Raw genomic sequence first — 23,622 nt, 5'->3', positions numbered from 1 at the left:
GTGGCCGGCGGCGGCGGAGGCGATGCCGAGGGCGGCGGCGGCCAGGTAGACGGCCGCGCCGAGCAGCACGCTGGCGCCCGTGCGCAGCGCGGCGGTCAGCGCCAGGGACCGGTCCTCGGGCAGGCCCTGCCGCACCGCCTTGACCGTCGCGTCGTCCAGCAGCGGCCCGGCGGTGGCGGCCAGCCGCTGGAAGCCCTCGGCGGCGGCCTCCTCGGCCAGCGCCCACCGCGCCACGCCCAGCGACTCCTCCGGCTCGGGCGGCTCCTCCTCCAGCGCCTCGGGCGACTCCTCGTCGAACTCCGGCTCCTCGACCAGCAGCACCGCCTCGCCGGTGTCCAGCGCCCCGTCGATCGCCTGCCGGGCGTCCGGGAACCGCTGCGCGGCCAGCGCCGCCGCCACATCCGCGACGGGCGTGGCGGTGTGGCCCTGCCGGGCGGCCTCGGTCAGCAGGTGCAGCACCAGCGCGCGCCCCCGCCGGGGGTCGCCGCGCCGCGCCAGGTCGCCCAGCAGCGGCCGGGCGAAGTGGTCGGCCTGCCGCGGCAGCACGCCCGGCACGCGCAGCAGCCGCCAGGGGTCGGCGCGCAGCAGTCCCGCCGCGGCGGCGCCGAGCCGCGCGGCGACGCGCGGCACCAGCGCGGCGGGCACGCCGGTCGCCTCGAACAGCCGGGCCAGGTCGGGCGCGGAGTCGGTCACGGGCCTCCCGTCAGTGCTCGCTTCGGTGCTCGCCTCAGCGCTTGTTTCGGTGCTCGCCTCAGCGCTTGCTTCGGTGCTCGCCGGCCCGGGCGCGGTCCGCCGCCCGGGCTCGTCGGATTCCGGTCCCGAGAGTGCCATACGGGGCCGCCCGGGTCAGGGCGCCATGCGCCGCACAGGCCATACGCACAGGGGACGCGCCAGGTCACGGGTGGGGCGCCGACATGTCGGACACATCGTCCAGCGCGTCCCGGATCTCCTGCGGCAGCGTGAGCTTGTCGCTGCGCAGCACCTGCGCCAGCTGCGCCGACGTGCGCGCCCCCACGATCGGCGCGGCCACCCCGGGACGGTCGCGCACCCAGGCCAGCGCCACGTCCACCGGCGACACGCCCAGCCCCTCGGCGGCCGTCACCACCGACTCGACGATGCGGGCGCACTCCTCGTCCAGGTACGGCTGCACGAACTCCGAGAAATGCGGCGCGGCCGCCCGCGAACCCGCCGGGATGCCGGTGCGGTACTTGCCGGTGAGCACCCCGCGGCCCAGCGGGGAGCAGGGCAGCACGCCCACCCCCGCGTCCAGCGCGGCGGGCAGCAGCTCGCGTTCGATGTCGCGCCGCAGCAGCGAGTACTCCGCCTGCACCGACACGACGGGGGCGCGGCCCGGCCAGGCGCTCTGCCACGCCGCCGCCTTGGCCAGCTGCCACCCCGCGTAGTTCGACACCCCCGCGTACCGGGCGCGGCCGCTGGCCACCGCCTCGTCCACCGCCGACAGCGTCTCCTCCAGGGGCGTGGACGGGTCGTACACGTGCAGCTGCCACAGGTCGACGTAGTCGACGTCCAGGCGGTCCAGGGACGCGTCCAGGGCGGTCAGCAGATGCCGCCGGGAGCCGTCGTAGCGGCCGTCGGGGCGGATCGCCGCCTTGGTCGCCAGCACGATCGAGTCGCGGTCCACCACGTCGCGCAGCAGGTGCCCGAGGATGCGTTCGCTGGCGCCCTCGCTGTAGACGTCGGCGGTGTCGACCAGAGTGCCCCCCGCGTCCACGAACGCCGTCAGCTGCGCGGCCGCCTCGTCGGGCTCGGTGTCCTGCCCCCAGGTCATGGTGCCCAGGCCCAGCCGGGACACCAGCAGCCCGCTGCGCCCGAGGTGACGCTCTTCCATAGGCGGTCACAGTAGCGGCCCGGCCGGTCGGTCCACCGCGCCGGTGGCGGCGGCGCGGCCGGGAGGCGGCGGCGCGCCGGGTGCGTGTCGCCCGCGGGCCGAGCACGCTCCGCGACCGCTAGGCTCACGGAGCGTGAACGTCGTGGAAGCGGCCGTCCTCGGCATCGTCCAGGGCCTGACGGAGTTCCTGCCCATCTCCAGTTCGGGGCACATGCTGTTCGTGCCGAAGCTCCTCGGCTGGCAGGACCCCGGGTCGGCCTTCAGCGCGGTCATCCAGATCGGCACCATGGCCGCGGTGGTCATCTACTTCCGGCGCGACCTGGGGCGCATCCTGCTCACCTGGACGCGCAGCCTGTGGCGGCCCGAGCTGCGCCGCCACCAGGACGCCCGGATGGGCTGGTACATCGGCCTCGGCACCCTCCCGATCGGGGTGTGCGGCCTGGCGTTCAAGGACTTCATCGAGGAGCCCGCCCGCAACCTGTGGATCAACGCCGCGTCGCTGATCGTCATGGGCCTGCTGCTGATGGCCGCCGAGTGGTGGGGGGCGCGCAAACGCGACGTCGGCGACCTCGACCTGCGCGACGGCCTGATCATCGGAACGTTCCAGGCGCTGGCGCTGATCCCCGGCTCGTCCCGCTCCGGCTCCACCATGACCGGCGCGCTGTTCCTCGGCTACACGCGGGAGGCGGCGGCGCGCTACTCGTTCCTGCTGTCGGTGCCGGCCGTGGTGCTGTCGGGGCTGTTCGAGCTGCGCAAGGCCTTCTCCGGCGACCTGCAGGCGGTGCCGACCGCGGTGGCGGCGGCGGCGTCGTTCCTCGTCGGCTACGCCTGCATCGCCTGGCTGCTGAAGTTCCTGGCCCGGCACTCGATGGTGGTGTTCGTCTGCTACCGGGTGGCGCTCGGCGGCGTCATCCTCGGCCTGCTCGCCGCCGGGGCCATCAGCGCCTGACCGCGCCGCGCCCGGCCGGGGCCGGATTTTTGTCGCCCGCGTGCATATCGCCGCCGCCGGTCCCCGGGTTACAGTGCGCGCTCATGGCGACCCCGCCCTTCTCGATGTACTCGCCGCGCACCCCGGCGGACGCCGGTCCGCTGGTGCGGCCCCGGTACGGCGCGGGACGCGCCGACGACCCGGGCTACCTGCGGTCGCTGCGCACCGGCACGGTCCTGGCGCGGCTGCGCGCGGTGATGCTGGTCCTGGCGGCGGCGCAGGTGCTGATCCTGGCGATCTCGCCGCCGCTGGTCCCCGGCGGACCCGGCCCGCTGCCCGCCCCGTGGACGGTCCCGCCCGTCGCCGCCGCCGCGCTGGTGGCGGTGCTGGCCGGGCCCCGCACGCCGCGTCCGCTGCGCCCGGGCCGCGACCGCGAGCAGGCCGCCGCGGCGGCGCTGCTGCAGTTCCGGCAGGCGATCCTGGTGCGGTTCGCGCTCGCCGACGCCGTCATCCTGCTCGGCCTGGCCATGGCGGTCACCACCCGCGACGAGACGGTGTTCCTGGCGGCGTTCGCGGTGGGCTACCCGCTGCTGCTCGGCCTGGCGCTGCCCACGGCGGGCGGGGTGGAGCGGATGCGGCGCCGCCTGGAGGCGGGCGGCGCCGAGTCGCACCTGTGGGCCGTGCTGCTGGCGCCCGCGCCCGACCGCCGGCACGTGTCCACCGCGCGATGATCACAACGGCGCCGCGCATCTCGTAGAGTGCGTGTCGTGACGACGCTGCTGCTGGTCCGCCACGGACTGACCGCGCTGACCGGGCCGGTGCTGGCGGGCTGGACCCCCGAGGTGCACCTGGACGAGCGCGGCCGCGGGCAGGCGCGGGCGCTGGCCGGGCGGCTGGCGCCGGTGCCGCTGGCGGCGGTGGTGTCCAGCCCCCTGGAGCGGTGCCTGGAGACCGCCGAGGCGATCGCCTCCGGCCGCGCCGGACCCGCCGGCAAGATCGAGGCCGACGAGCGGTTCGGCGAGGTCCGCTACGGCGACTGGACGGGCCGCCCGCTCAAGGAGCTGGCCGAGGAGCCGCTGTGGCGGGTCGTGCAGGCCCACCCGAGCGCGGCCCGCTTCCCCGGCGAGGACGGCGAGTCGCTGGCCGCCGCCCAGCACCGCGCGGTCGCCGCGGTCCGCGACTGGAACGCCCGGATCGCCGCCGAGCACGGCCCGCACGCCGCCTACGCGGTGTGCAGCCACGGCGACATCATCAAGGCCGTCGTCGCCGACGCGCTCGGCCTGCACCTGGACCAGTTCCAGCGGATCCAGGTCGCGCCCGCGTCGCTCACCGTCATCCGCTACACCGAGCTGCGGCCGTTCGTGGTGCGCCTCAACGACACCGGCGGCGGTGTCGACGACCTGCTGCCCCCGCCCGAGGACGAGCAGGGGCGGGACGGCGGGCAGGGCCCGGGGCGCAGTGACGCGGCCGTCGGCGGCGGCGCGTAGGGTCGTTGTCATGCCGGTCATCTCCTATGAACTGCCGGACAGGTTCGTCGCCGGCACGGTCGGGCGCCCGGGGGAGCGCTCGTTCTACCTGCAGGCCCGCGAGGGCCGCCGCATCACCAGCGTGGGCCTGGAGAAGTTCCAGGTGACGCTGCTGGCCGAGCGGCTGGAGGAGCTGCTGGACGAGATCCTGCGGCGCAGCGGCGGCACCGCCCCGGTGCCCGCGGTCACCCCGGCCGAGCTGCAGGACGACGGCCCGCTGGACCAGCCGGTCGAGGAGGAGTTCCGGGTCGGCACCATGGCGCTGGCCTGGGACCCCGAGGACGAACGCGTGATCATCGAGGCGCAGGAGGTCACCGAGTCCGACGCCGAGGAGACCGAGGTCGGCGCGGAGGACCCGGCGATCGCCGTGCTGCGGGTGCGGATCACCGCCGCGCAGGCCCGGGCGTTCGCCGAGCGCGCCCTGAAGGTGGTGGCGGCGGGCCGTCCGCCCTGCCCGCTGTGCGGGCTGCCGCTGGACGCGGGCGGGCACATCTGCCCCCGCCAGAACGGGTACAAGGCGTGAACGGTCGCCGTGGGTGAACCGCGGGACGTCCCCGGGCGGCACGAGCCGGGGCGGCACGAGGGGCGGCACGAGCCGGGGCGGCACGAGGCCGGGCGGCACGCGCGCGGCGGCCGGCGGCGGCGCACGTCACCGCCGCCCGTGCTGGATCATGGGCGCGGCGCCCGGGACAATGGACGCATGACGCAGCCCTCCCGGGATCGCAGCCCCGCCGACGACGGTCCCGGCCGCACCGTCTCCCCCCGCGACGCCGATCTCGCCGAACGGCTGCTCTCCGAGGGCCGCCTCACCGTGGAGGGGCGGCTCGTCCAGGCGTCCAACGCCACGCTGTACTGCTCGGTCGAGTGGGAGGACCTCACCGCCGCCTGCGTGTACAAGCCGGTGGCGGGCGAGCGCCCGCTGTGGGACTTCCCGGACGGCACCCTGGCCGGGCGCGAGGTCGCCGCGTACGCGGTGTCGCAGGCGATGGGCTGGAACATCGTGCCGCCCACCGTGCACCGCGACGGCCCCTACGGGCCCGGCATGGTGCAGCTGTGGGTGGAGCCCGACCCGGACGTCGACCTGGTGGCGCTGTCGCGGTCGGACGACCCGGCGGTCCGGCGGGTGGCGGTGTTCGACGCCGTCATCAACAACGCCGACCGCAAGATCGGGCACCTGCTGCCGCCCGGCGACGGCCACGTCTACGGCTGCGACCACGGCGTGTGCTTCTCGGTGGAGTACAAGCTGCGCACCGTGCTGTGGCAGTGGCGCGGCAAGCGGCTGACCGACGAGGCGCTGGAGGCGCTCGGCCGGGTCGAGGCGGCGCTGGCCGGTCCGCTGGGCGACCGCCTGGCCGCGCTGCTGACCGCCGAGGAGGTCGACGCCACCCGCCGCCGCGTCGAGCTGATGCTCAAGCACCGCATCCACCCCTACCCGCCGGAGGACTGGCCCGCCATCCCCTGGCCGCCGCTCTGACCCGCCCCCGTCCGCCTCCTGCCGGCGGACCCCGCCCCGCGGCCCGGTACGGGGGGAATGCTCCAATGGGGCGCATGTGCACGGCGATCGTGAGTTTCGACCCCTCGTCTCCCGTTCCGGTGCTGCTGGTGGGCGTCCGGGACGAGTTCCTGGCCCGCGCGTGGGAGCCGCCGGGCCGGCACTGGCCGGACCGGCCGGGCCTGGTCGGCGGCCGGGACCGGCGCGCCGGGGGCACCTGGCTCGCGGTCGACCCGGCCGCCCCGCGCGCCGCCACCGTGCTGAACGGCCGCGGCCGCGACGCGCCCGAGGCGGCGCGCTCCTCGCGCGGCGAGCTGCCGCTGCGGACGGCGGCCGACGGCAGGCTCGACGGGCTGGACCCGGCCCGCTTCGACCCCTTCCACCTCGTGTGCGCCGAGCCGGACGCGGTGCGGCTGTGGAGCTGGGACGGCGTCGAGCTGGTGGAACGCGCGCTCGGCCCCGGCCTGCACATGGTGGTCAACAACGGCCTGGAGGGGCGGGACCGCCGCGGCGACGGGCACGCCGACGACGGCGACCGGCACATGGCCGCCCGCCTGGCCCACTTCCGGCCCCGGCTGGCCGCCGCGCCCCGTCCCGAGCCCCGCGACGGGACGGCCGCGCAGGCGTGGGGCCCGTGGCTGGAGCTCGCCGAGGGCGCCGGGCTGCCGCGCACGGACCCGCGGGCCCTGCTCCCGCTGGTCGAACTCCCCGGGACGGGCGTGTGGGGCACCACGTCGGTGAGCCTGGTGGCGTTGCGCGCCGACGGCGTCCGCTACGACTTCTCGCCCGCGCCCGGCGACCCCGGCGCCTGGACCCGGGTCGTCTGACCGGGCGCGCCCGCCGCGCCGCGCGGCCTGGGCGGCGCGACCCGGACGGCGCGACCCGGACGGCGTGACTTGGGCGGCGCGACCGGGGCGGCGCGGCCCCGGCGCCCACGTTCGGTGCTACCTTCGTTACCCGTCGCGACCGCGCGGGGAGGTGGGCCGCCGGATGGGAGCGTTCGTCGTCCGCAGGCTGCTGCACGCGGTCGTGGTGCTGTGGCTGGTGTCCACGCTGGTGTTCGCGCTGCTGCACCTGTCGCCGGTGCCGGTGGAGCAGGTCATCGGCGGCCCCCGCGCCACCGCCGACACCCTCGCCCAGATCCGCCGCGGCCTGGGCCTGGACCGCCCGCTGGCCGTCCAGTACGGCCGGTTTCTGCTGCGGCTGGCACGCGGCGACCTCGGCGACTCCTACGTCACCGGCGTGCCGGTGACGCGGCTGATCGCCGAGCGGCTCCCCACGACGCTGTGGCTGGTGCTGGGCGCGGCCGTGCTGTGGCTGGCGGGCGGCATGGCGGCCGGGGTGCTCGGCGCGGCCCGGCCCGGCGGCGCGGCGGACCGGCTGACGACGGTGCTGGTGCTGGCCGGGCTGTCGGCGCCGCCGTTCGTGCTGGCGCTGGTGCTGCTGCAGGCGCTGGCCGGCGGCACCGGGTTCTTCGAGGCGGGGCCGCCGCTGCAGGAGCACTTCTGGCGCCGCATGGTGCTGCCGTGGTGCGCGCTGGCGATGCTGATGGCCGCCGCGTGCGCCCGGCTCACCCGCGGCGCCCTGCTGGACGCGCTCGGCGAGGACTACGTCCGCACCGCCCGCGCCAAGGGCCTGCCGGAGCGGCGGGTGCTGGTGCGGCACGGCCTGCGCGCGGCGCTGCCGCCGGTCGTCACCCAGTTCGGCGTGGACGCGGGGGCGCTGGTCGGCTCCACCGTCGTCACCGAGAAGGTGTTCGGGCTGCAGGGCGTCGGCCAGCTGGTGCAGCAGTCCATCGTCTCCGGCGACGCCCCCGTGGTCATCGGGGTGACGCTGCTGGTCACCGTCTGCGTGATCGCCACCGGGCTGGCCGCCGACCTGGTGCATTCCGCGCTGGACCCGCGCATCCGGCTGCCATGACCCCGTCCCCGGACAATTCGGATGATCTCCCCGTAAAACCGTAGACGGGGCCTGGATAAGCTTGCCGGTATGCGATCGTGGCCCGCACCCGAGGTTCCCCACCTGCCCGCCGCCGGTCTTCCCTCCGCCGACTCCCCGCTGCGCCTGCACGACACCGGAACCGGACAGGCACGGGCCACCGAGCCCGGCGCCACCGCCCGGATGTACGTGTGCGGCATCACCCCCTACGACGCCACCCACCTCGGGCACGCCGCCACCTACCTGGCCTTCGACCTGGTCAACCGGGTCTGGCGCGACCTGGGCCACCGGGTGCGCTACGTGCAGAACGCCACCGACGTCGACGACCCGCTCTTGGAACGTGCCCGCCAGACCGGCCAGGACTGGCGCGAGCTGGCCGACCGGGAGATCCAGCTGTTCCGCGACGACATGACGGCGCTGCGCATCCTGCCGCCCGACCACTACATCGGCGCCGTGGAGGCCATCCCGCTCATCACCGAGATGGTGGAGAAGCTGCGCGCCAAGGATGCCACCTACGACCTGGACGGCGACCTGTACTTCCCCGTCGACGCCGACCCCGACTTCGGCCGGGTCAGCCGGCTGACCCGCGAGCAGATGCTGCCGCTGTTCGCCGAACGCGGCGGCGACCCGGGCCGCCCCGGCAAGAAGGACCCGCTGGACCCGCTGCTGTGGATGGCCCGGCGGCCCGGCGAGCCGTGCTGGGACTCCCCGTTCGGCAAGGGCCGCCCCGGCTGGCACGTGGAATGCTCGGCGATCTCCGTCGAATACCTGGGCATGGCCTTCGACGTCGAGGGCGGCGGCTCCGACCTGGCCTTCCCGCACCACGAGATGGGCGCCTCGCACGCCCAGATCGCCACCGGCGAACGCCCGCACGCCCGCGCCTACGTGCACGCCGGCATGGTCGGCCTGGACGGCGAGAAGATGTCCAAGTCGCGCGGGAACCTGGTGTTCGTGTCCGGGCTGCGGCGCGACGGCGCCGACCCCATGGCGATCCGGCTGGCGCTGCTCGCCCAGCACTACCGCGCCGACTGGGAGTGGACGCCGGGCCTGCTGGAGGCGGCGGCCGCGCGGCTGCACCGCATGCGCGCCGCCGGCCGGCTGCCCGCCGGGCGGTCCGCCGCCGGCACGGCCGCCGAGGTCCGCGCCCGCCTGGCCGACGACCTGGACGCCCCCGGCGCGCTGGCGGCCGTCGACCGCTGGGCCGACCGGGCCCTGGCCGACCAGCCGGACGCCCGCGACGCCGACGCCGACGCGCCCGCCCGGGTCCGCGCGCTCACCGACGCCCTGCTCGGCGTCGCCCTGTGACCCGCCCCGCGCGGCGGCGCGGGGCCGGCCGCCCCGGTTGCGCGGCTCACAGCAGCCCGGCCAGCTTGTAGAGCACGAGGGAGCCGGCGACGGCCACGTTGAGGCTGGCGCCGGTGCCCACCATGGGGATCTCCACGGCCAGGTCCAGCAGGTCCAGCGCCTCGTCCGGTATCCCGTACTGCTCGTGCCCCAGCACCGCCACCGTGCGTCCGCGGGCGGGAGGCAGGTCGGCCAGGCGCACCGCCTCGTCGGCCAGCTCCACGCCCACCACCCGCGTGCCGGCGTCGCGCTGGCGGGCCAGCCAGCCCAGGGGGTCGCCGACCCAGTGCACGCAGGACGGCCGGCGCAGCGTGTTGCCGCGCGCCAGCGCCTCGGGCACCCACCGGAACCGGGGCACCGCCAGGCAGGCGCCGACGGCGTCGCAGGTCCGCAGCAGGGTGCCGAGGTTGGCGCCGTGCAGCGGCCACAGCGGCGCGGCGATGAGGTGGTCCCAGCAGGAGTGGGCGCGGCTTCTGCGGTGGCGTCTCAGCTCGCGGGGGGACCGGACGCGGATCGCCGGCCGGGCCGCCGCAGGGGCCGCCTCGGCGTCAGGGGCACGGACGTCAGGGGCACGGACGTCGGGGGAGCGGGCACCGGAGATCTGGGCGGGACGCGGGTGACGGCCCGCGCGGGCGCTCACCGGCGCAGGGCGCCTCCGCCCCGGGAAGAATCGGCAGCGTTCATGACGTGGTCCATGACATGCGCACTTCGCGGCGTACGCGGGCCATCGACGGGACGCCCCCCGGACGCGAAGGACGGCGCGGGGGACGCCGTGCGGAACGCGGCTTGCGCCGCCACCGCGCCATGATACGCCCGCCCCCGCACCGGGCACACCGGCCCACACCGCGCGGCGCAGGCGGCGGGCGCGGCGCGGGCGACGGCGCGCGCCCGGTCAGCCGGTCTCGCGGCGGCGCAGGTAGCGCTCGAACTCGCGGGCGATGGCGTCGCCGCTGGCCTCCGGCAGCTCCAGGGCGTCCTTCTGCTCCTCCAGGCTGCGCACGTACTCGGCGACCTCCGAGTCCTCCTCGGCCAGCTCGTTGACGCCGTTCTCCCAGGCCCGCGCCTCCTCGGGCAGCTCGCCCAGGGGGACGGTGACGTCCAGCACGTCCTCCACCCGGCGCAGCAGCGCCAGCGTGGCCTTGGGGGACGGCGGCGAGGCCACGTAGTGCGGCACCGCCGCCCACAGCGACACCGTGCGCAGGTCCGCCTTGGAACACGCGTCCTGCAGGACGCCGAGGATGCCGGTCGGCCCCTCGTAGCGGGCCGGCTCCAGGTGGAGGGTGCTCACCAGGCCCGCGTCGGAGGCGGCGCCGGTGACCGGTACCGGCCGGGTGTGCGGGGCGTCGGCCAGCAGCGCCCCGAGCAGGACGACGCTCTTGACCTCAAGCTCCAGCATCAGCCCGACCAGCTCGCGGCAGAACGACCGCCACCGCATGTTGGGCTCGATGCCGTGCACCAGCACCACGTCGCGTCCGGACGGCAGGCGCGCCCAGGACACCCGGGTGGTGGGCCAGGTGATCCCGCGGCTCTCCCCGTCGGCCATCTCGATGAGCGGACGGGTGACCTGGAAGTCGTAGTAGTCGTCCGGGTCCAGCTCGGCGATCGGCACGGCGTCCCAGATCGACTCCAGGTGGCCGATGACGCCGCTGGCGGCCTCTCCGGCGTCGTTCCACCCTTCAAAGGCGGCCACGACGACCGGATCGACGAGTTCGGGCACGCTTTCCAGCTCGACCACGCGCTGCCTCCTTCCGACGACAGGTACAGCGTCACCGAGGGGGCCGTGATTCCCGGGGGGCGGACCCGCTCATGATCGGTGCTGTCAGCCTACGTCCTAGGTGCCTTCTTGCCCCACCGTTGCGGCGCGCCGTTCGCCCCCGGCAGACCCGTGAACTCCCCCACAGGGGACGGGCCCGCCGCAGGGGCGCCGATTGCCGCGCCGTGACGGCTCATTTGCCCTTCTCGGTGGTGTGGACGATGAGCACGTCGCAGGGGGAGCGGTGGGACAGGTTCGCCGGGACCGACCCCAGGATGCGGCCGGCGAGGCTGTTGAGGCCCCGGTTGCCGACCACGACCAGGTCCACGGCGCGGTCCCGGGCCAGGCGGGCCAGCACGTCCACCGGGTCCCCCTCCTGGGCGACCTGGTCGATGTCGCGGGCGCCCGCGGCGACGGCGCGCTCGCGGGCGGCGCGCAGCGCGTCGTCGGCGGGCGTGGACCCCTGCACCTTGTAGGCCAGGTCGCCCAGCCGGTCGGCGGCGCTGAGCCGCTCCCGCTCGGGCATGGGGCTGTAGGCGGAGGCCAGCAGCAGCGTGGCGCCGGTGGCGGCGGCCAGCTGCGCGGCCCGGTCCACCGCGCGGAACGAGGAGTCGGAGCCGTCGGTGCCGACGAGGATGGTGCGGTACGCGCTCATGCCGCTCCTTACCGATGAGTAGTTCGCAGGGTGGTGGCACGGTATCGGTCGGGCGCGCAGCGTCACCACCCCCTTCCCACCCCCTTCCCACCCCCTTCCCGCGCTCTCCCGCCGACCCGCCGCCGGCGGGGCGCCCTGCTCGCACCGCCGGCGGCGCCGTCTGAGGCGTTCGGGCGGATCCGCGACGGCTCCGGGAGATCGTCCGCCGTGCCCGGCTAGGCTGGGACACCATGAGCACTCCGACACCTCAGTCCCTCCGGCAGGCCCTGCAGCAGCGCGTCGTCGTGGCCGACGGGGGCATGGGGACGATGCTCCAGGAGGCGGCCCCCACCCTGGACGACTTCCAGGGGCACGAGGGCTGCAACGAGATCCTGAACATCACCCGGCCGGACATCGTCCGCTCGATCCACCAGGCCTACTTCGACGCCGGCGTCGACTGCGTGGAGACCAACACCTTCGGCGCCAACCTGGGGAACCTGGGCGAGTACGGCATCACCGAGCGGATCGAGGAGCTGTCGGAGGCCGGCGCCCGCCTGGCCCGCGAGGTCGCCGACGCGGTGTCCACGCCCGACCGGCCCCGCTGGGTGATCGGATCGGTCGGCCCCGGCACCAAGCTGCCCACCCTCGGGCACGTCACGTTCGCCGAGCTGCGCGACGCCTACCAGCGCAACGCCGAGGGCCTGCTGGCCGGCGGCGTGCACGCCATCCTGGTGGAGACCTGCCAGGACCTGCTGCAGGCCAAGGCCGCGCTCATCGGCGCCAAGCGCGCCATCGCCGCCGCCGGCACCGACACCGTCCTGATCGCGCACGTGACGATCGAGCAGAACGGCGCGATGCTGCTCGGATCGGAGATCGGCGCCGCGCTGACCGCCCTGGAGCCGATGGGCCTGGACCTGATCGGCCTGAACTGCGCCACCGGCCCCGCCGAGATGAGCGAGCACCTGCGCTACCTGGCCCGGCACGCCCGCATCGGCCTGTCCTGCATGCCCAATGCCGGCCTGCCCGAGCTGACCGCCGACGGCGCCCGCTACCCCCTCACCCCCGCCGAGCTGGCCGACGCGCACGACGCGTTCACCCGCGACTTCGGCCTGTCGCTGGTCGGCGGCTGCTGCGGCACCACCCCCGAGCACCTGCGGCAGGTGGTCGAACGGGTCCGCGGCCGCGAGGTCGCCCCGCGGCGGCCCCGCCCCGAGGCGGGCGCCTCGTCGCTGTACCAGCACGTCCCGTTCCGGCAGGACACCTCCTACCTGGCGATCGGGGAGCGCACCAACGCCAACGGCTCCAAGGCGTTCCGCGAGGCCATGCTGGAGGGCCGCTGGGACGACTGCGTCAAGATCGCCCGCGACCAGGCCCGCGACGGCGCCCACATGCTGGACCTGTGCGTCGACTACGTCGGCCGCGACGGCGTCGCCGACATGAAGGAGCTGGCCTCCCGGCTCGCCACCGCCGCCACCCTGCCGATCGTGCTGGACTCCACCGAGGTGCCCGTGCTCACCGCGGGCCTGGAGATGCTCGGCGGCCGCGCCGTGGTCAACTCCGTCAGCTTCGAGGACGGCGACGGGCCCGGCTCCAAGCTCGCCCGGCTCATGCCGGTGGTCAAGGAGCACGGCGCCGCGATCGTGGTGATGTGCATCGACGAGGAGGGCCAGGCCCGCACCGCCGAATGGAAGGTCCGCGTCGCCACCCGCATGATCGAGGAGCTCACCGGCAGGTGGGGCATGCGGCTCGGCGACATCATCGTCGACTGCCTGACGTTCACCATCGGCACCGGCACCGAGGAGTCCCGCCGCGACGCCCTCGAGACCATCGAGGCGATCCGCGAGCTCAAGCGCCGCTACCCGGAGGTGCAGACCACCCTCGGGGTGTCGAACGTCTCCTTCGGCCTCAACCCCGCCGCCCGCGTGGTGCTCAACTCGGTGTTCCTCAACGAGTGCGTCGACGCCGGCCTGGACTCGGCGATCGTGCACGCCTCCAAGATCCTGCCGATGGCGCGGATCGACGAGGAGCAGCGCAAGGTCGCCCTCGACCTGATCTACGACCGCCGCTCCGAGGGCTACGACCCGCTGCACCGGTTCATGGAGCTGTTCGAGGGCGTCGACACCGCCGCGCTGAAGGCCGGCCGCGCCGCCGAGCTGGCCGCGCTGCCGCTGTGGGAGCGGCTCAAGCGCCGCATCATCGACGGCGAGCTGGACGGCCTGAGCGACGACCTGGACGAGGCGCTCGAGCAGCGGCCCGCCCTGGAGATCGTCAACGACGTGCTGCTGGACGGCATGAAGGTCGTCGGCGACCTGTTCGGCTCCGGGCAGATGCAGCTGCCGTTCGTGCTGCAGTCCGCCGAGGTCATGAAGACCGCCGTCGCCTACCTGGAACCGCACATGGAGAAGGTGGAGGGCGAGGGCTCCAAGGGCCGCATCGTGCTGGCCACCGTCAAGGGCGACGTGCACGACATCGGCAAGAACCTGGTCGACATCATCCTGTCCAACAACGGCTACGAGGTGATCAACCTCGGCATCAAGCAGCCCATGTCGGCGATCCTGGAGGCCGCCCGCGACGAGAACGCCGACGTCATCGGCATGTCCGGGCTGCTGGTCAAGTCGACCGTGGTGATGAAGGAGAACCTGGAGGAGCTCAACGCCCGCGGCCTGGCCGACCGGTGGCCGGTGCTGCTCGGCGGCGCCGCCCTCACCCGCGCCTACGTCGAGCAGGACCTGGCCGAGCTGTTCGACGGCGAGGTCCGCTACGCCCGCGACGCGTTCGAGGGGCTGCGGCTGATGGACGCGTTCATGGCCGTCAAGCGCGGCGAGGAGGGCGCCCAGCTGCCGCCGCTGCGCGAACGCCGGGTCCGCAAGGGCGCCGCCCTGCAGGTCACCGAACCCGCCGACATGCCCGCCCGCTCGGACGTCGCCACCGACAACAAGGTGCCCGACCCGCCGTTTTGGGGCGACCGCGTCGTCAAGGGCATCCCCCTCGCCGACTACGCCGCCTACCTGGACGAACGCGCCACCTTCATGGGGCAGTGGGGCCTCAAGCCCGCCCGCGGCGGCGACGGCCCCACCTACGAGGAGCTGGTGGAGACCGAGGGCCGGCCCCGGCTGCGCATGTGGCTGGACCGCATCCAGACCGAGGGCCTGATCGAGGCCGCCGTCGTCTACGGCTACTTCCCGGCCGTGTCCGAGGGCGACGACCTGGTCATCCTCAACGAGGACGGCTCCGAACGCGAACGGTTCACCTTCCCGCGCCAGCGCCGCGACCGGCACCTGTGCCTGGCCGACTTCTTCCGCCCCCGCGAGTCCGGCGAGACCGACGTGGCCGCCTTCCAGCTCGTCACCGTCGGGTCGAAGGTCAGCCGGGCCACCGCCGAGCTGTTCGCCAAGAACTCCTACCGCGAGTACCTGGAGCTGCACGGCCTGTCGGTGCAGCTGACCGAGGCGCTGGCCGAGTACTGGCACGCCCGCGTCCGCTCCGAGATCGGGTTCGGCGCCGAGGACCCCGACGCCCTGGACGACATCCTCAAGGTCGGCTACCGCGGCGCCCGCTACTCCTTCGGCTACCCGGCCTGCCCCGACCTGGAGGACCGCGCCAAGGTGGTGCGGCTGCTGCGGCCCGAACGCGTCGGCGTCACCCTGTCGGAGGAGTACCAGCTGGTGCCCGAGCAGGCCACCGACGCCCTGGTCGTCCACCACCCGGAGGCCAAGTACTTCAACACCTGACCCCGGCCGCACCCCCGGTGATCTGCGCCTTGCGCCCTGTGATCTCCGCTACGGGGCGTCCCCGTCCCGGCGCCGATCGCGTACCGTCCCTGGGGAGGCGACCGCGACGTACCCGAGGAGGCGCGTGAGTACCGGCGAGCTGCCGCAGGCCGTGCTGTTCGACATGGACGGGCTGCTGATCGACTCCGAGCGGCTGTGGCTGGAGGTCGAGGAGGAGGTCGTCGCCTGGCTGGGCGGCACGTGGAGCACCGAGGACCAGCAGCGGATGCTGGGCGGCTCGCTGGACAAGGCCGTCCGGTACATGCTGGAGCTGACCGGCGCGGACGTGCCGCCGGCCGAGGTGGGCCGGCGGATGCTGGACGGCATGGCCGAGCGGCTCGGCGCGTGCGTGCCGCTGCTGCCGGGCGCCAAGGAGCTGCTGGCCGAGGTCCGCGCCGCGGGGGTGCCGGCCGCGCTGGTGTCCTCCAGCCACCGGCGGCTGCTGGAACCGGTGCTGGACGCGGTCGGCCGCGAGCACTTCGCGGTGACGGTCGCCGGCGACGAGGTGGCGCGAACCAAGCCCGACCCCGAGCCGTACCTGACCGCCACGGCCCGGCTGGGCGTCGAGCCGCGCCGCTGCGTGGCGCTGGAGGACTCGCCCAACGGCCTGGCCGCCGCCGAGGCCGCCGGGTGCGTGACGGTCGCGGTGCCCAGCCTCCTGCCGGTGCCGCCCGCGCCGGGCCGCACCGTCGTCGCCTCCCTGACCGAGGTCGACCTGCCGCGCCTGGCCGCCCTGGTCGCCTGACCCCGACCGCTACCCGAGGGGGCGGGAGGCGCCGCGGGGGTCCCGCTCGTTGTCCAGGGGGAGCCTCACGCCGGGGGAGGAGCGCCGGGGGCGCACAACCCTTCGCGGGGAGGAGTGACGTCCGCGCCGGACGTGTGACGATGGGGAGAGCACGGCAGCACGCAACGAGGGGGCCGGCATGAGCGACACCGTCATCTTCGCGATCAGTCTGGGCGTCACCGCGCTCGGACTGCTGATCAGCTGGGGCCTCTACCGCCGCCGCGGCGCCGCCTCGGGGCTGCGCGGCGCGGCCTGGTCGCTGGTGCCGCTGGCGGCCGCCATGACCGGCGTGACCGGGTTCCTGGCCGACCTGGCGTTCAGCCCCGCCCGGTGGGCGGGGGTGGCCGTGGCCGGGCTGGCGGTGGTGCTGTACCTGACGTCGGGGGCGATGCTGAGCCGCCGGGCCGGCGGGGGCGGCCGCGTCGTGCGGCGCGGCGGCGCGTCCGCCGGGGCGGCGACCGCGCCGACGGGCAGGGCGGTGGAGAAGGCGCGGCCCGCCGGGACGGACCCGGAGATGGCGGAGATCGAGGAGATCCTCCGCAACCGCGGCATCTCGTAGCACGGCATCACCTGGCACGGCATCGACCGGCACGACCGGGTAGCGCGGCCCCGCGCGCCCTCGCACGTCCCCGTGACGGCGGGCGGCGGGGGAGGGGCCGATCGCGCCGACAGCGGCCGGGACGCGACGTCCCGGCCGTTTTCCTTCTGCCACGTCCCACTGGTCACGTCGCACTGGCCACGTCCCACTGGCCACGTCCCATTGGTCACGGAAGACTCCGCCTTCCCCCGAATCGCTCCCGTCACACGCCTTGACCTGCGCCGAATCCATATCGAATCGGCTTCGGAACGATAAAGCTTGCGGGTCCGATCCGCTCCGGCGGCTCGGCCACACCGCGACCAAGCGTACGATCTGGGCGGTTTGTCGCTTCCATTGTGCGGATCGCGTGTGCCCCAGATGACGACGAGATCACAAGTCAGAAACGGGTACTGGCAGACAGCGGGTCCGCGGATGGACAGTCGTGGCCGAAGGACTAGTTTTCCCTCAGCAAACACGGCGTAACGGGCAGGGTGCGGCGATCCCGCGCCCGCGGCGCGTGCGTCTGCGGCGACGTGGCCGAACGGTAGGAGGTACGCAGCGTGACCGCACCGATCGAGGTGTCCGGGGCCGACACGGCCCAGCCGGACGCCGTCCTCGAGGGGGTCGGGCGCAAAGCCATCCAGGGCCGCTCCCTCGGGCAGATCGCCTGGCTGCGGCTCCGGCGCGACAGGGTCGCCATGGCCGGCGGCGTGGTGATCATCCTGCTGGTGCTCATGGCGATCTTCGCGCCGCTGCTGGTCAAGCTGTTCGGACACCCCCCGAACGAGTACCACCAGGAGCTCATCGACCCGACGCTGGGCGCCCCCATGAAGCCGCTCGGCGGCATGAGCGGCGACTTCCTGCTCGGCCTGGAGCCCACCACCGGCCGCGACCTGTTCAGCCGCATCGTCTACGGCGCGCGCGTGTCGCTGCTGGTCGGCTTCCTCGCCACCGTGGTCGCCGCCGTCATCGGCACCGCCCTCGGCGTCATCGCCGGCTACTTCGGCGGCTGGATCGACACGATGATCGCGCGGCTGATGGACGTGTTCCTGGCCTTCCCGCTGCTGCTGTTCTCCATCGCCATCGTCGGCGTGATGCCCGACTCGATGATGGGGCTGAGCGGCAACGGGCTGCGGATCGCGATGCTGGTGTTCATCATCGGCTTCTTCAGCTGGCCCTACATCGGCCGGATCGTGCGCGGCCAGACGCTGTCGCTGCGCGAACGCGAGTTCGTGGACGCCGCCCGCTCCATGGGCGCCCGCGCCCCGTACATCATCGTCCGCGAGATCCTGCCGAACCTGGTCGCGCCGATCCTGGTGTACGCCACCCTGATGATCCCCACGAACATCCTCTTCGAGGCGGCGCTGTCGTTCCTCGGCGTCGGCATCGAGCCGCCCACGCCGTCATGGGGCGGCATGCTGACCACCGCGGTCAGCACCTACCAGATCGCGCCCTACTACGTGGTCATCCCCGGTGTGGCGATCTTCATCACCGTCATGGCCTTCAACGTGTTCGGCGACGGACTGCGCGACGCACTCGACCCACGGACCCGCTGACCCCCCGCGGGGACGACCGTCATAGTTGAAAGGGAACTGATGAGAAGGCCCAAGGTCCTTGCGACCGCGGCCGCCGGCGCACTGGCACTCAGCCTGGTGTCGGCGTGCGGAGGCGGCGACGACGAAGGCGGCAGCGCCAGCACCTCGGTCAGCAACGCCGCCGTAGGCAAGATCCACAACCCGTCGGACCGGCGCGGCGGCGTGCTGAAGATGGCCACCAGCTCCGACATCGACTCGATCGACCCGGGCGACATGTACTACGCCTGGGCGAACAACTTCGCCCGGCTGTACTCGCGGATGCTGCTGACCTACCCGGCCAAGCCCGGCGCCGAGGGCTGGCAGCCGGTCCCGGACCTCGCCGAGGGCCTCGGCCAGGTCAGCCCGGACGGCAAGACCTGGACCTACAAGCTCAAGAAGGGCCTGAAGTACGAGGACGGCACGGAGATCACGGCGAAGGACATCCGCTACGCCGTGGCCCGCACCTTCGACCGCGGCGTGCTGCGCAACGGCCCGAGCTACTTCTCCGCCCTCCTGGACGCCGACGGTTACAAGGGCCCCTACAAGGACAAGAACCTCGACCACTTCAAGGGCGTCACCACTCCCGACGACTACACCGTCGTCTTCCACCTCAAGAAGCCGTTCGCCGAGTTCAACGAGCTGGTCACCTTCAGCGGCCAGACCGCGCCGGTGCCGCAGAGCAAGGACAAGGGCGAGCGGTACGGCCTGCACCCGGTGTCGTCCGGCCCCTACAAGTGGGAGAAGGACTACGAGCCCGGCAAGGGCGGCACGCTGGTCCGCAACGACCAGTGGGACCAGTCCACCGACCCCAACCGCAAGCAGCTGCCCGACCAGATCCAGCTGATCGCCGGCATGAACGCCGACGAGCTGGACAACCAGCTGATGGCCGGGCAGATCCACGTGGACCTGCCGGGCACCGGCGTGCAGGACAACGCCCGCAAGGCGATCCTCACCGACCCCAAGAAGCGGGAGAACGCCGACAACCCGCCCGGCGGCTTCAGCTGGTACAACCCGATCAACGCCAAGCTGATCCCGCTGGAGTGCCGCAAGGCGATGGTGTGGGCCGCCAACCGCGACGCGATGTGGCGCGCCTACGGCGGCGACGTCGGCGGCGAGCTGTCCACCTCGATCATGCCGCCGAACATCGAGGGCCGCCAGAAGGGCACCGACTACTACACCAAGGCCGAGAAGGGCTACACCGGCGACGTCGAGCAGGCCAAGCAGGCGCTGCAGCGGTGCGGCAAGCCCAACGGCTTCGAGACCAAGATGGTCTACCGCAGCGACCGGCCGAAGGAGAAGGCGGTCGCCGAGGCGCTGCAGCAGTCCCTCGGCCGCGTCGGCATCAAGCTGAACCTGCAGGGCTACCCGGCCAACACCTACACCAACGACCAGTTCGGCTCGCCGTCCTTCGTGGAGAAGGAGGGCATCGGCCTCGGCACCTACGGCTGGCACGCCGACTGGCCGACCGGCTACGGCTTCCTGCAGGCGATCACCGACAAGGACGCGATCGTCGAGTCCGGCAACGCCAACACCGGCCTGTTCGACAACGCCCAGGTCAACAAGATCTGGGACGACGTGATGGGCATCGCCGACCGCAACCAGCGCGCCCAGATGTACAACCAGGTGGACGACATCTTCCGCAAGGAGGCCGGTGTCATCCCCAACGTGTACGCCAAGTCCCTGCTGTACCGGCCGGAGACGCTGACCAACGTCTTCTTCCACGAGGGCTACGGCATGTACAACTACTCCACGCTCGGCCTGAGCGGCTGAGGCCCCGACACCACTCGCTGAACGAAAGCAGGTGAAGGCGTCGGGCGGCCGCCCGGGTCACAAGCCCGGGCGGCCGCCCACCGCCGCAGACCGTGATCGCATACATCGTTCGCCGGCTCGTGGGCGCGGTCGCGCTGATGGTGGTCATCAGCGCGGTCACCTTCTCCATCTTCTTCCTGCTGCCCCGGTTGGCCGGCACCAGCACCGACGACCTGGCCTCCCGCTTCGCCGGCAAGTCGCCGACGCCGGAGACGGTGCAGGCCATCAAGGAACGGCTCGGGTTCGACGACCCCATCCCGGTGCAGTACGGCCGGTTCCTCAAGGGCGTGGTGGCCGGCGACACCTACGACACCGGCACCGAGAAGATCGACTGCCCGGCGCCGTGCTTCGGCTACTCCTTCCGCACCAGCACCAACGTCACCGACCAGATCGTCGACCGGTTCCCGGTGACGCTGTCGCTGGTGGTGGGGGCGGCGACGCTGTGGCTGGCGATCGGCGTGTCCATCGGCGTGCTGTCGGCGCTGCGCAAGGGCTCGATCTTCGACCGGGCCGCGATGCTGGTGGCGCTGGCCGGCGTGTCGCTGCCGATCTTCTTCACCGGTCTGCTGTCGCTGACCTTCATCGTGCACGAGTGGGGCCTGCTGCCGCCGGTCAGCTACCACTCCTTCCTGGACAACCCGTTCGCCTGGGCGGGTAATCTCGTACTACCGTGGGTGACGCTGGCGTTCCTGTACGCGGCGATGTACGCGCGGATGACGCGGGCGGGCATGCTCGACACCCTGAACGAGGACTACATCCGCACCGCGCGGGCCAAGGGACTGCCGGAGAAGACGGTCATCACCAAGCACGCGCTGCGCGGCACGCTGACGCCGCTGCTGACGCTGTTCGGCCTGGACATCGGGCTGCTGCTGGGCGGCGCGGTGCTCACCGAACGCACGTTCGGGCTGCACGGGCTGGGCGAGCTGGCGCTGGCCGGCGTGGTCGGCAGCGACCTGCCGGTGGTACTGGGCGTGGTGTCGGTCGCGGCGCTGTTCATCGTCCTGGCGAACCTGGTCGTCGACCTGCTGTACGGGATCGTCGACCCGAGGGTGAGGCACAGCTGATGGCGAAGGGCAACGACAAGGCCGGCAAGCTCGGCAAGGGCGACGGGGCCGACAAGGTGGAGATCACCACGGGCACCGTCCGCAAGGTCGACGACGAGACCGCCGGCAGGAAGGGCCGCGGGAACGGCCGCCTCGACAAGTCCGGCAAGACGGCCGCCGACGCCGCCGGATCCCCGACGGCGTTCCTGGAAGTGCGCGACCTGCGCATCCACTTCCCGACCGACGACGGCCTGGTCAAGTCGGTGGACGGGCTGTCGTTCCAGCTCGAACGCGGCAAGACCCTCGGCATCGTCGGCGAGTCCGGCTCCGGCAAGAGCGTCACCAGCCTGGGCATCCTCGGCCTGCACAACCGCCGCAACGCCCGCGTGTCCGGGGAGATCTGGCTGAACGGCAAGGAACTGGTCGGCGCCCCGCCCGACGAGGTCCGCCGGCTACGCGGCCGCAACATGGCGATGATCTTCCAGGACCCGCTGTCGGCGATGCACCCGTTCTACACGGTGGGCCAGCAGATCATCGAGGCGTACCGGCTGCACAACGACGTCTCCAAGCAGGTCGCCCGCAAGCACGCCATCGACATGCTCGGCCGCGTCGGCATCCCCCGCCCGGAGCGGCGGGTGGACGACTACCCGCACCAGTTCTCCGGCGGCATGCGCCAGCGCGCGATGATCGCGATGGCGCTGTCGTGCGACCCCGAACTGCTCATCGCCGACGAGCCCACCACCGCGCTGGACGTGACGGTGCAGGCGCAGATCCTCGACCTGATCCGCGACCTGCAGGAGGAGTTCAACTCCGCGGTCATCATGATCACCCACGACCTGGGGGTGGTGGCCGAGCTGTCCGACGACATCCTGGTGATGTACGCGGGCCGCTGCGTGGAGTACGCCTCCGTCGACGACGCCTTCCACCGGCCGCTGCACCCCTACACGTGGGGCCTGCTGGGGTCGATGCCGCGGCTGGACCGGGCCCGCGCGGACCGGCTCATGCCGATCAAGGGCACCCCGCCGAGCCTGATCAACGTGCCGCAGGGCTGCGCGTTCAACCCGCGCTGCGCCTACGCCGGGCTGACCGACGGCAAGAGCGAGACGGAACGGCCGGAGCTGCGCGAGGTGGAACCGGGCCACAAGGTCGCCTGCCACCTGCCGCTGAGCCGGCGGCGGGAGATCTGGAACACCGAGATCGCGCCGAAACTGTGACGAGCACGGGTGGGACGACTGTGAGCACCAAGACAACCGCGGCCGGGACCGAGACCGTCACCGAGGGCGAGACCCTGCTGTCGGTGCAGAACCTCGGCAAGCACTTCCCGGTCACCGCCGGGCTGCTGCGGCGGCAGGTCGGCGCCGTCAAGGCCGTGGACGGGGTGTCGTTCTCGGTCCGCAAGGGCGAGACGCTGGGCCTGGTGGGCGAGTCCGGCTGCGGCAAGACCACCACCGGCCGCATGATCATGCGGCTGCTGGAGCCCAGCTTCGGCTCGATCACCTTCGAGGGGCACGACATCACCCACATGTCCCAGCGGCAGCTGCGGCCGCTGCGCCGGGACATCCAGATGATCTTCCAGGACCCGTACTCGTCGCTGAACCCGCGGCAGACGGTCGGGGCGATCGTCGGGGCGCCGTTCCGGCTGCAGAAGATCGAGACCGAGCAGGGCGTCAAGAAGGCCGTGCAGGAGCTGCTGGAGCTGGTCGGCCTCAACCCCGAGCACTACAACCGCTACCCGCACGAGTTCTCCGGCGGGCAGCGCCAGCGCATCGGCATCGCCCGCACCCTGGCGCTGCGGCCCAAGCTGATCGTGGCCGACGAACCGGTGTCGGCGCTGGACGTGTCGGTGCAGGCGCAGGTGGTGAACCTGCTGGAGGACCTGCAGGACGAGCTGAACCTCACCTACATCGTCATCGCGCACGACCTGTCGGTGGTGCGGCACATCTCCGACCGGGTCGCCGTCATGTACCTCGGCAAGATCGTGGAGCTGGCGGACCGCGACGCCCTGTACGAGCGGCCGATGCACCCCTACACCAACGCGCTGCTGTCGGCGGTGCCGATCCCCGACCCGGCGCGGCGGGGCGACCGCGAGCGGATCCGCCTGCAGGGCGACGTGCCCAGCCCGCTGGACCCGCCGCCGGCCTGCCGCTTCCACACCCGCTGCTGGAAGGCGCAGGACATCTGCAAGCAGGTCGAGCCGCCGCTGGTGGAGCTGAGCCCGGGGCACCTGGCCGCCTGCCACTTCCCGGAGAACGCCACGGTCAGCGCCACCGACGAGGTCGCCAAGGCCGCCGTCGCCCACACCGGCGCGTCCGCCGCCGAGGCCGACCCCGTCCCCGCCGACGAGCAGCCGCAGACCTGACCGGCGCCCGCCGGTGCCCGCCGCGCCGGCACCGGCGATCCGACACTCCGGGGCCCGCCGTGTAACGGTCCGGCCACACGACGTGACACGATCCCTTCCGTGCAGCAGATTCGTCCCGGTGGCGGATCCGGCCGGACGACACGGGAGGGCAGATGCGGGACGCGGGCGTGCTCGCCGTCGCGGCCCGGATGCGGGCCGCGTCCGCGAGGCGCACGGCGCGGCGCGGACCGTGGGGCCGCGAC

Annotated in this window: 21 protein-coding genes; 16 read left to right on the top strand and 5 right to left on the bottom strand. The window is 73.5% G+C overall.

The genetic code is table 11. The features are described 5' to 3' along the window. Together ABD879_RS25625 and ABD879_RS25620 are read right to left on the bottom strand one after the other, a co-directional pair. The coding region (locus tag ABD879_RS25625; RefSeq protein ID WP_345024173.1) for a helix-hairpin-helix domain-containing protein at positions 1-693 on the bottom strand (693 nt) is incomplete at its 3' end. A 202-nt stretch (positions 694-895) separates the two neighbouring features. Beyond that, positions 896-1,849 carry an aldo/keto reductase gene (locus ABD879_RS25620; RefSeq protein WP_345024172.1) on the bottom strand — a complete coding sequence of 318 codons (954 nt, stop codon included), beginning with the start codon at positions 1,847-1,849 and terminating at the stop codon, positions 896-898. 133 nt (positions 1,850-1,982) lie between these two features. Here ABD879_RS25620 and ABD879_RS25615 point away from each other — a divergent pair, with 133 nt between their 5' ends. The 8 genes from ABD879_RS25615 (at position 1,983) to mshC (ending at position 9,038) form a co-directional block, all read left to right on the top strand. Further along, entirely contained in the window at positions 1,983-2,798 is an 816-nt protein-coding gene (locus ABD879_RS25615; RefSeq protein ID WP_345024171.1) for an undecaprenyl-diphosphate phosphatase, read from the top strand. An 83-nt stretch (positions 2,799-2,881) separates the two neighbouring features. Further along, the gene (locus ABD879_RS25610; protein ID WP_345024169.1) at positions 2,882-3,508 is read left to right on the top strand and encodes a hypothetical protein; all 627 of its coding nucleotides are present in this window, start codon (positions 2,882-2,884) and stop codon (positions 3,506-3,508) included. 36 nt (positions 3,509-3,544) lie between these two features. Beyond that, the gene (locus tag ABD879_RS25605) at positions 3,545-4,264 is read left to right on the top strand and encodes an MSMEG_4193 family putative phosphomutase (protein WP_345024168.1); all 720 of its coding nucleotides are present in this window, start codon (positions 3,545-3,547) and stop codon (positions 4,262-4,264) included. A gap of 10 nt (positions 4,265-4,274) precedes the next feature. After that, on the top strand, positions 4,275-4,826 hold the full coding sequence (locus tag ABD879_RS25600; protein WP_345024167.1) for a DUF3090 domain-containing protein: 552 nt from the start codon (positions 4,275-4,277) through the stop codon (positions 4,824-4,826). Positions 4,827-5,003: 177 nt separating this feature from the next. Continuing rightward, the gene (locus ABD879_RS25595; RefSeq protein ID WP_345024166.1) at positions 5,004-5,777 is read left to right on the top strand and encodes an SCO1664 family protein; all 774 of its coding nucleotides are present in this window, start codon (positions 5,004-5,006) and stop codon (positions 5,775-5,777) included. Positions 5,778-5,851: 74 nt separating this feature from the next. Next, positions 5,852-6,622 carry an NRDE family protein gene (locus tag ABD879_RS25590; RefSeq protein ID WP_345024165.1) on the top strand — a complete coding sequence of 257 codons (771 nt, stop codon included), beginning with the start codon at positions 5,852-5,854 and terminating at the stop codon, positions 6,620-6,622. 163 nt (positions 6,623-6,785) lie between these two features. After that, the gene (locus tag ABD879_RS25585) at positions 6,786-7,715 is read left to right on the top strand and encodes an ABC transporter permease (protein ID WP_345024164.1); all 930 of its coding nucleotides are present in this window, start codon (positions 6,786-6,788) and stop codon (positions 7,713-7,715) included. Positions 7,716-7,784: 69 nt separating this feature from the next. Continuing rightward, a complete protein-coding gene (gene mshC, locus ABD879_RS25580; RefSeq protein ID WP_345024163.1) occupies positions 7,785-9,038 on the top strand; it encodes a cysteine--1-D-myo-inosityl 2-amino-2-deoxy-alpha-D-glucopyranoside ligase in 1,254 nt (417 codons plus the stop codon). Between the two features lie 46 nt (positions 9,039-9,084). Here mshC and ABD879_RS25575 read toward each other — a convergent pair whose 3' ends face one another. The 3 genes from ABD879_RS25575 to ABD879_RS25565 form a co-directional block, all read right to left on the bottom strand. Continuing rightward, complete coding sequence (locus tag ABD879_RS25575; protein ID WP_345024162.1) at positions 9,085-9,717, bottom strand: TrmH family RNA methyltransferase; 633 nt, start codon at positions 9,715-9,717, stop codon at positions 9,085-9,087. Between the two features lie 252 nt (positions 9,718-9,969). Further along, positions 9,970-10,812, bottom strand: coding sequence for a PAC2 family protein (locus ABD879_RS25570; RefSeq protein WP_345024161.1), 843 nt, complete (start codon positions 10,810-10,812; stop codon positions 9,970-9,972). 211 nt (positions 10,813-11,023) lie between these two features. Further along, positions 11,024-11,485, bottom strand: a complete 462-nt coding sequence (locus ABD879_RS25565; protein ID WP_285497945.1) for a universal stress protein — start codon at positions 11,483-11,485, stop codon at positions 11,024-11,026. Between the two features lie 230 nt (positions 11,486-11,715). On the opposite strand from ABD879_RS25565, the gene metH reads away from it, so the two are divergent. From metH to ABD879_RS25525, 8 genes are all read left to right on the top strand, one after another. Then, positions 11,716-15,195 carry a methionine synthase gene (metH, locus tag ABD879_RS25560; RefSeq protein WP_345024160.1) on the top strand — a complete coding sequence of 1,160 codons (3,480 nt, stop codon included), beginning with the start codon at positions 11,716-11,718 and terminating at the stop codon, positions 15,193-15,195. A 124-nt stretch (positions 15,196-15,319) separates the two neighbouring features. Next, positions 15,320-15,979: an HAD family hydrolase gene (locus tag ABD879_RS25555; RefSeq protein ID WP_345024159.1), complete on the top strand. Its 660-nt coding sequence runs from the start codon at positions 15,320-15,322 to the stop codon at positions 15,977-15,979. Positions 15,980-16,157: 178 nt separating this feature from the next. Next, positions 16,158-16,577, top strand: a complete 420-nt coding sequence (locus ABD879_RS25550) for a hypothetical protein (protein WP_345024158.1) — start codon at positions 16,158-16,160, stop codon at positions 16,575-16,577. A gap of 578 nt (positions 16,578-17,155) precedes the next feature. After that, the gene (locus tag ABD879_RS25545) at positions 17,156-18,151 is read left to right on the top strand and encodes an ABC transporter permease (RefSeq protein WP_345024157.1); all 996 of its coding nucleotides are present in this window, start codon (positions 17,156-17,158) and stop codon (positions 18,149-18,151) included. A 39-nt stretch (positions 18,152-18,190) separates the two neighbouring features. Beyond that, positions 18,191-19,939 (top strand): ABC transporter substrate-binding protein, encoded by a 1,749-nt coding sequence (locus ABD879_RS25540; RefSeq protein ID WP_345024156.1) that lies wholly within the window; start codon positions 18,191-18,193, stop codon positions 19,937-19,939. A gap of 92 nt (positions 19,940-20,031) precedes the next feature. Beyond that, on the top strand, positions 20,032-21,042 hold the full coding sequence (locus ABD879_RS25535; RefSeq protein ID WP_345024155.1) for an ABC transporter permease: 1,011 nt from the start codon (positions 20,032-20,034) through the stop codon (positions 21,040-21,042). Continuing rightward, a complete protein-coding gene (locus tag ABD879_RS25530) occupies positions 21,042-22,235 on the top strand; it encodes an ABC transporter ATP-binding protein (RefSeq protein ID WP_345024154.1) in 1,194 nt (397 codons plus the stop codon). The genes ABD879_RS25535 and ABD879_RS25530 overlap by 1 nt, the downstream gene beginning before the upstream one ends. A 20-nt stretch (positions 22,236-22,255) precedes the next feature. Further along, complete coding sequence (locus ABD879_RS25525) at positions 22,256-23,380, top strand: ABC transporter ATP-binding protein (RefSeq protein ID WP_345024152.1); 1,125 nt, start codon at positions 22,256-22,258, stop codon at positions 23,378-23,380. Positions 23,381-23,622 lie beyond the last annotated feature (242 nt).

The sequence above is a fragment of the Actinomadura keratinilytica genome (assembly GCF_039539665.1).
Taxonomy (GTDB): Bacteria; Actinomycetota; Actinomycetes; order Streptosporangiales; family Streptosporangiaceae; genus Spirillospora; species Spirillospora keratinilytica.
This window is presented reverse-complemented; position numbering and strand designations above follow the sequence as displayed.

Excerpts from the sequence above, each read along its gene's own strand:
- ABD879_RS25530 (WP_345024154.1), top strand. The coding sequence starts at position 21,042 with ATGGCGAAGGGCAACGACAAGGCCGGCAAGCTCGGCAAGGGCGACGGG.
- ABD879_RS25600 (WP_345024167.1), top strand. The coding sequence starts at position 4,275 with ATGCCGGTCATCTCCTATGAACTGCCGGACAGGTTCGTCGCCGGCACG.
- ABD879_RS25585 (WP_345024164.1), top strand. The coding sequence starts at position 6,786 with ATGGGAGCGTTCGTCGTCCGCAGGCTGCTGCACGCGGTCGTGGTGCTG.
- metH (WP_345024160.1), top strand. The coding sequence starts at position 11,716 with ATGAGCACTCCGACACCTCAGTCCCTCCGGCAGGCCCTGCAGCAGCGC.
- ABD879_RS25550 (WP_345024158.1), top strand. The coding sequence starts at position 16,158 with ATGAGCGACACCGTCATCTTCGCGATCAGTCTGGGCGTCACCGCGCTC.
- ABD879_RS25620 (WP_345024172.1), bottom strand. The coding sequence starts at position 1,849 with ATGGAAGAGCGTCACCTCGGGCGCAGCGGGCTGCTGGTGTCCCGGCTG.
- ABD879_RS25610 (WP_345024169.1), top strand. The coding sequence starts at position 2,882 with ATGGCGACCCCGCCCTTCTCGATGTACTCGCCGCGCACCCCGGCGGAC.
- ABD879_RS25590 (WP_345024165.1), top strand. The coding sequence starts at position 5,852 with ATGTGCACGGCGATCGTGAGTTTCGACCCCTCGTCTCCCGTTCCGGTG.
- mshC (WP_345024163.1), top strand. The coding sequence starts at position 7,785 with ATGCGATCGTGGCCCGCACCCGAGGTTCCCCACCTGCCCGCCGCCGGT.
- ABD879_RS25565 (WP_285497945.1), bottom strand. The coding sequence starts at position 11,485 with ATGAGCGCGTACCGCACCATCCTCGTCGGCACCGACGGCTCCGACTCC.
- ABD879_RS25540 (WP_345024156.1), top strand. The coding sequence starts at position 18,191 with ATGAGAAGGCCCAAGGTCCTTGCGACCGCGGCCGCCGGCGCACTGGCA.
- ABD879_RS25595 (WP_345024166.1), top strand. The coding sequence starts at position 5,004 with ATGACGCAGCCCTCCCGGGATCGCAGCCCCGCCGACGACGGTCCCGGC.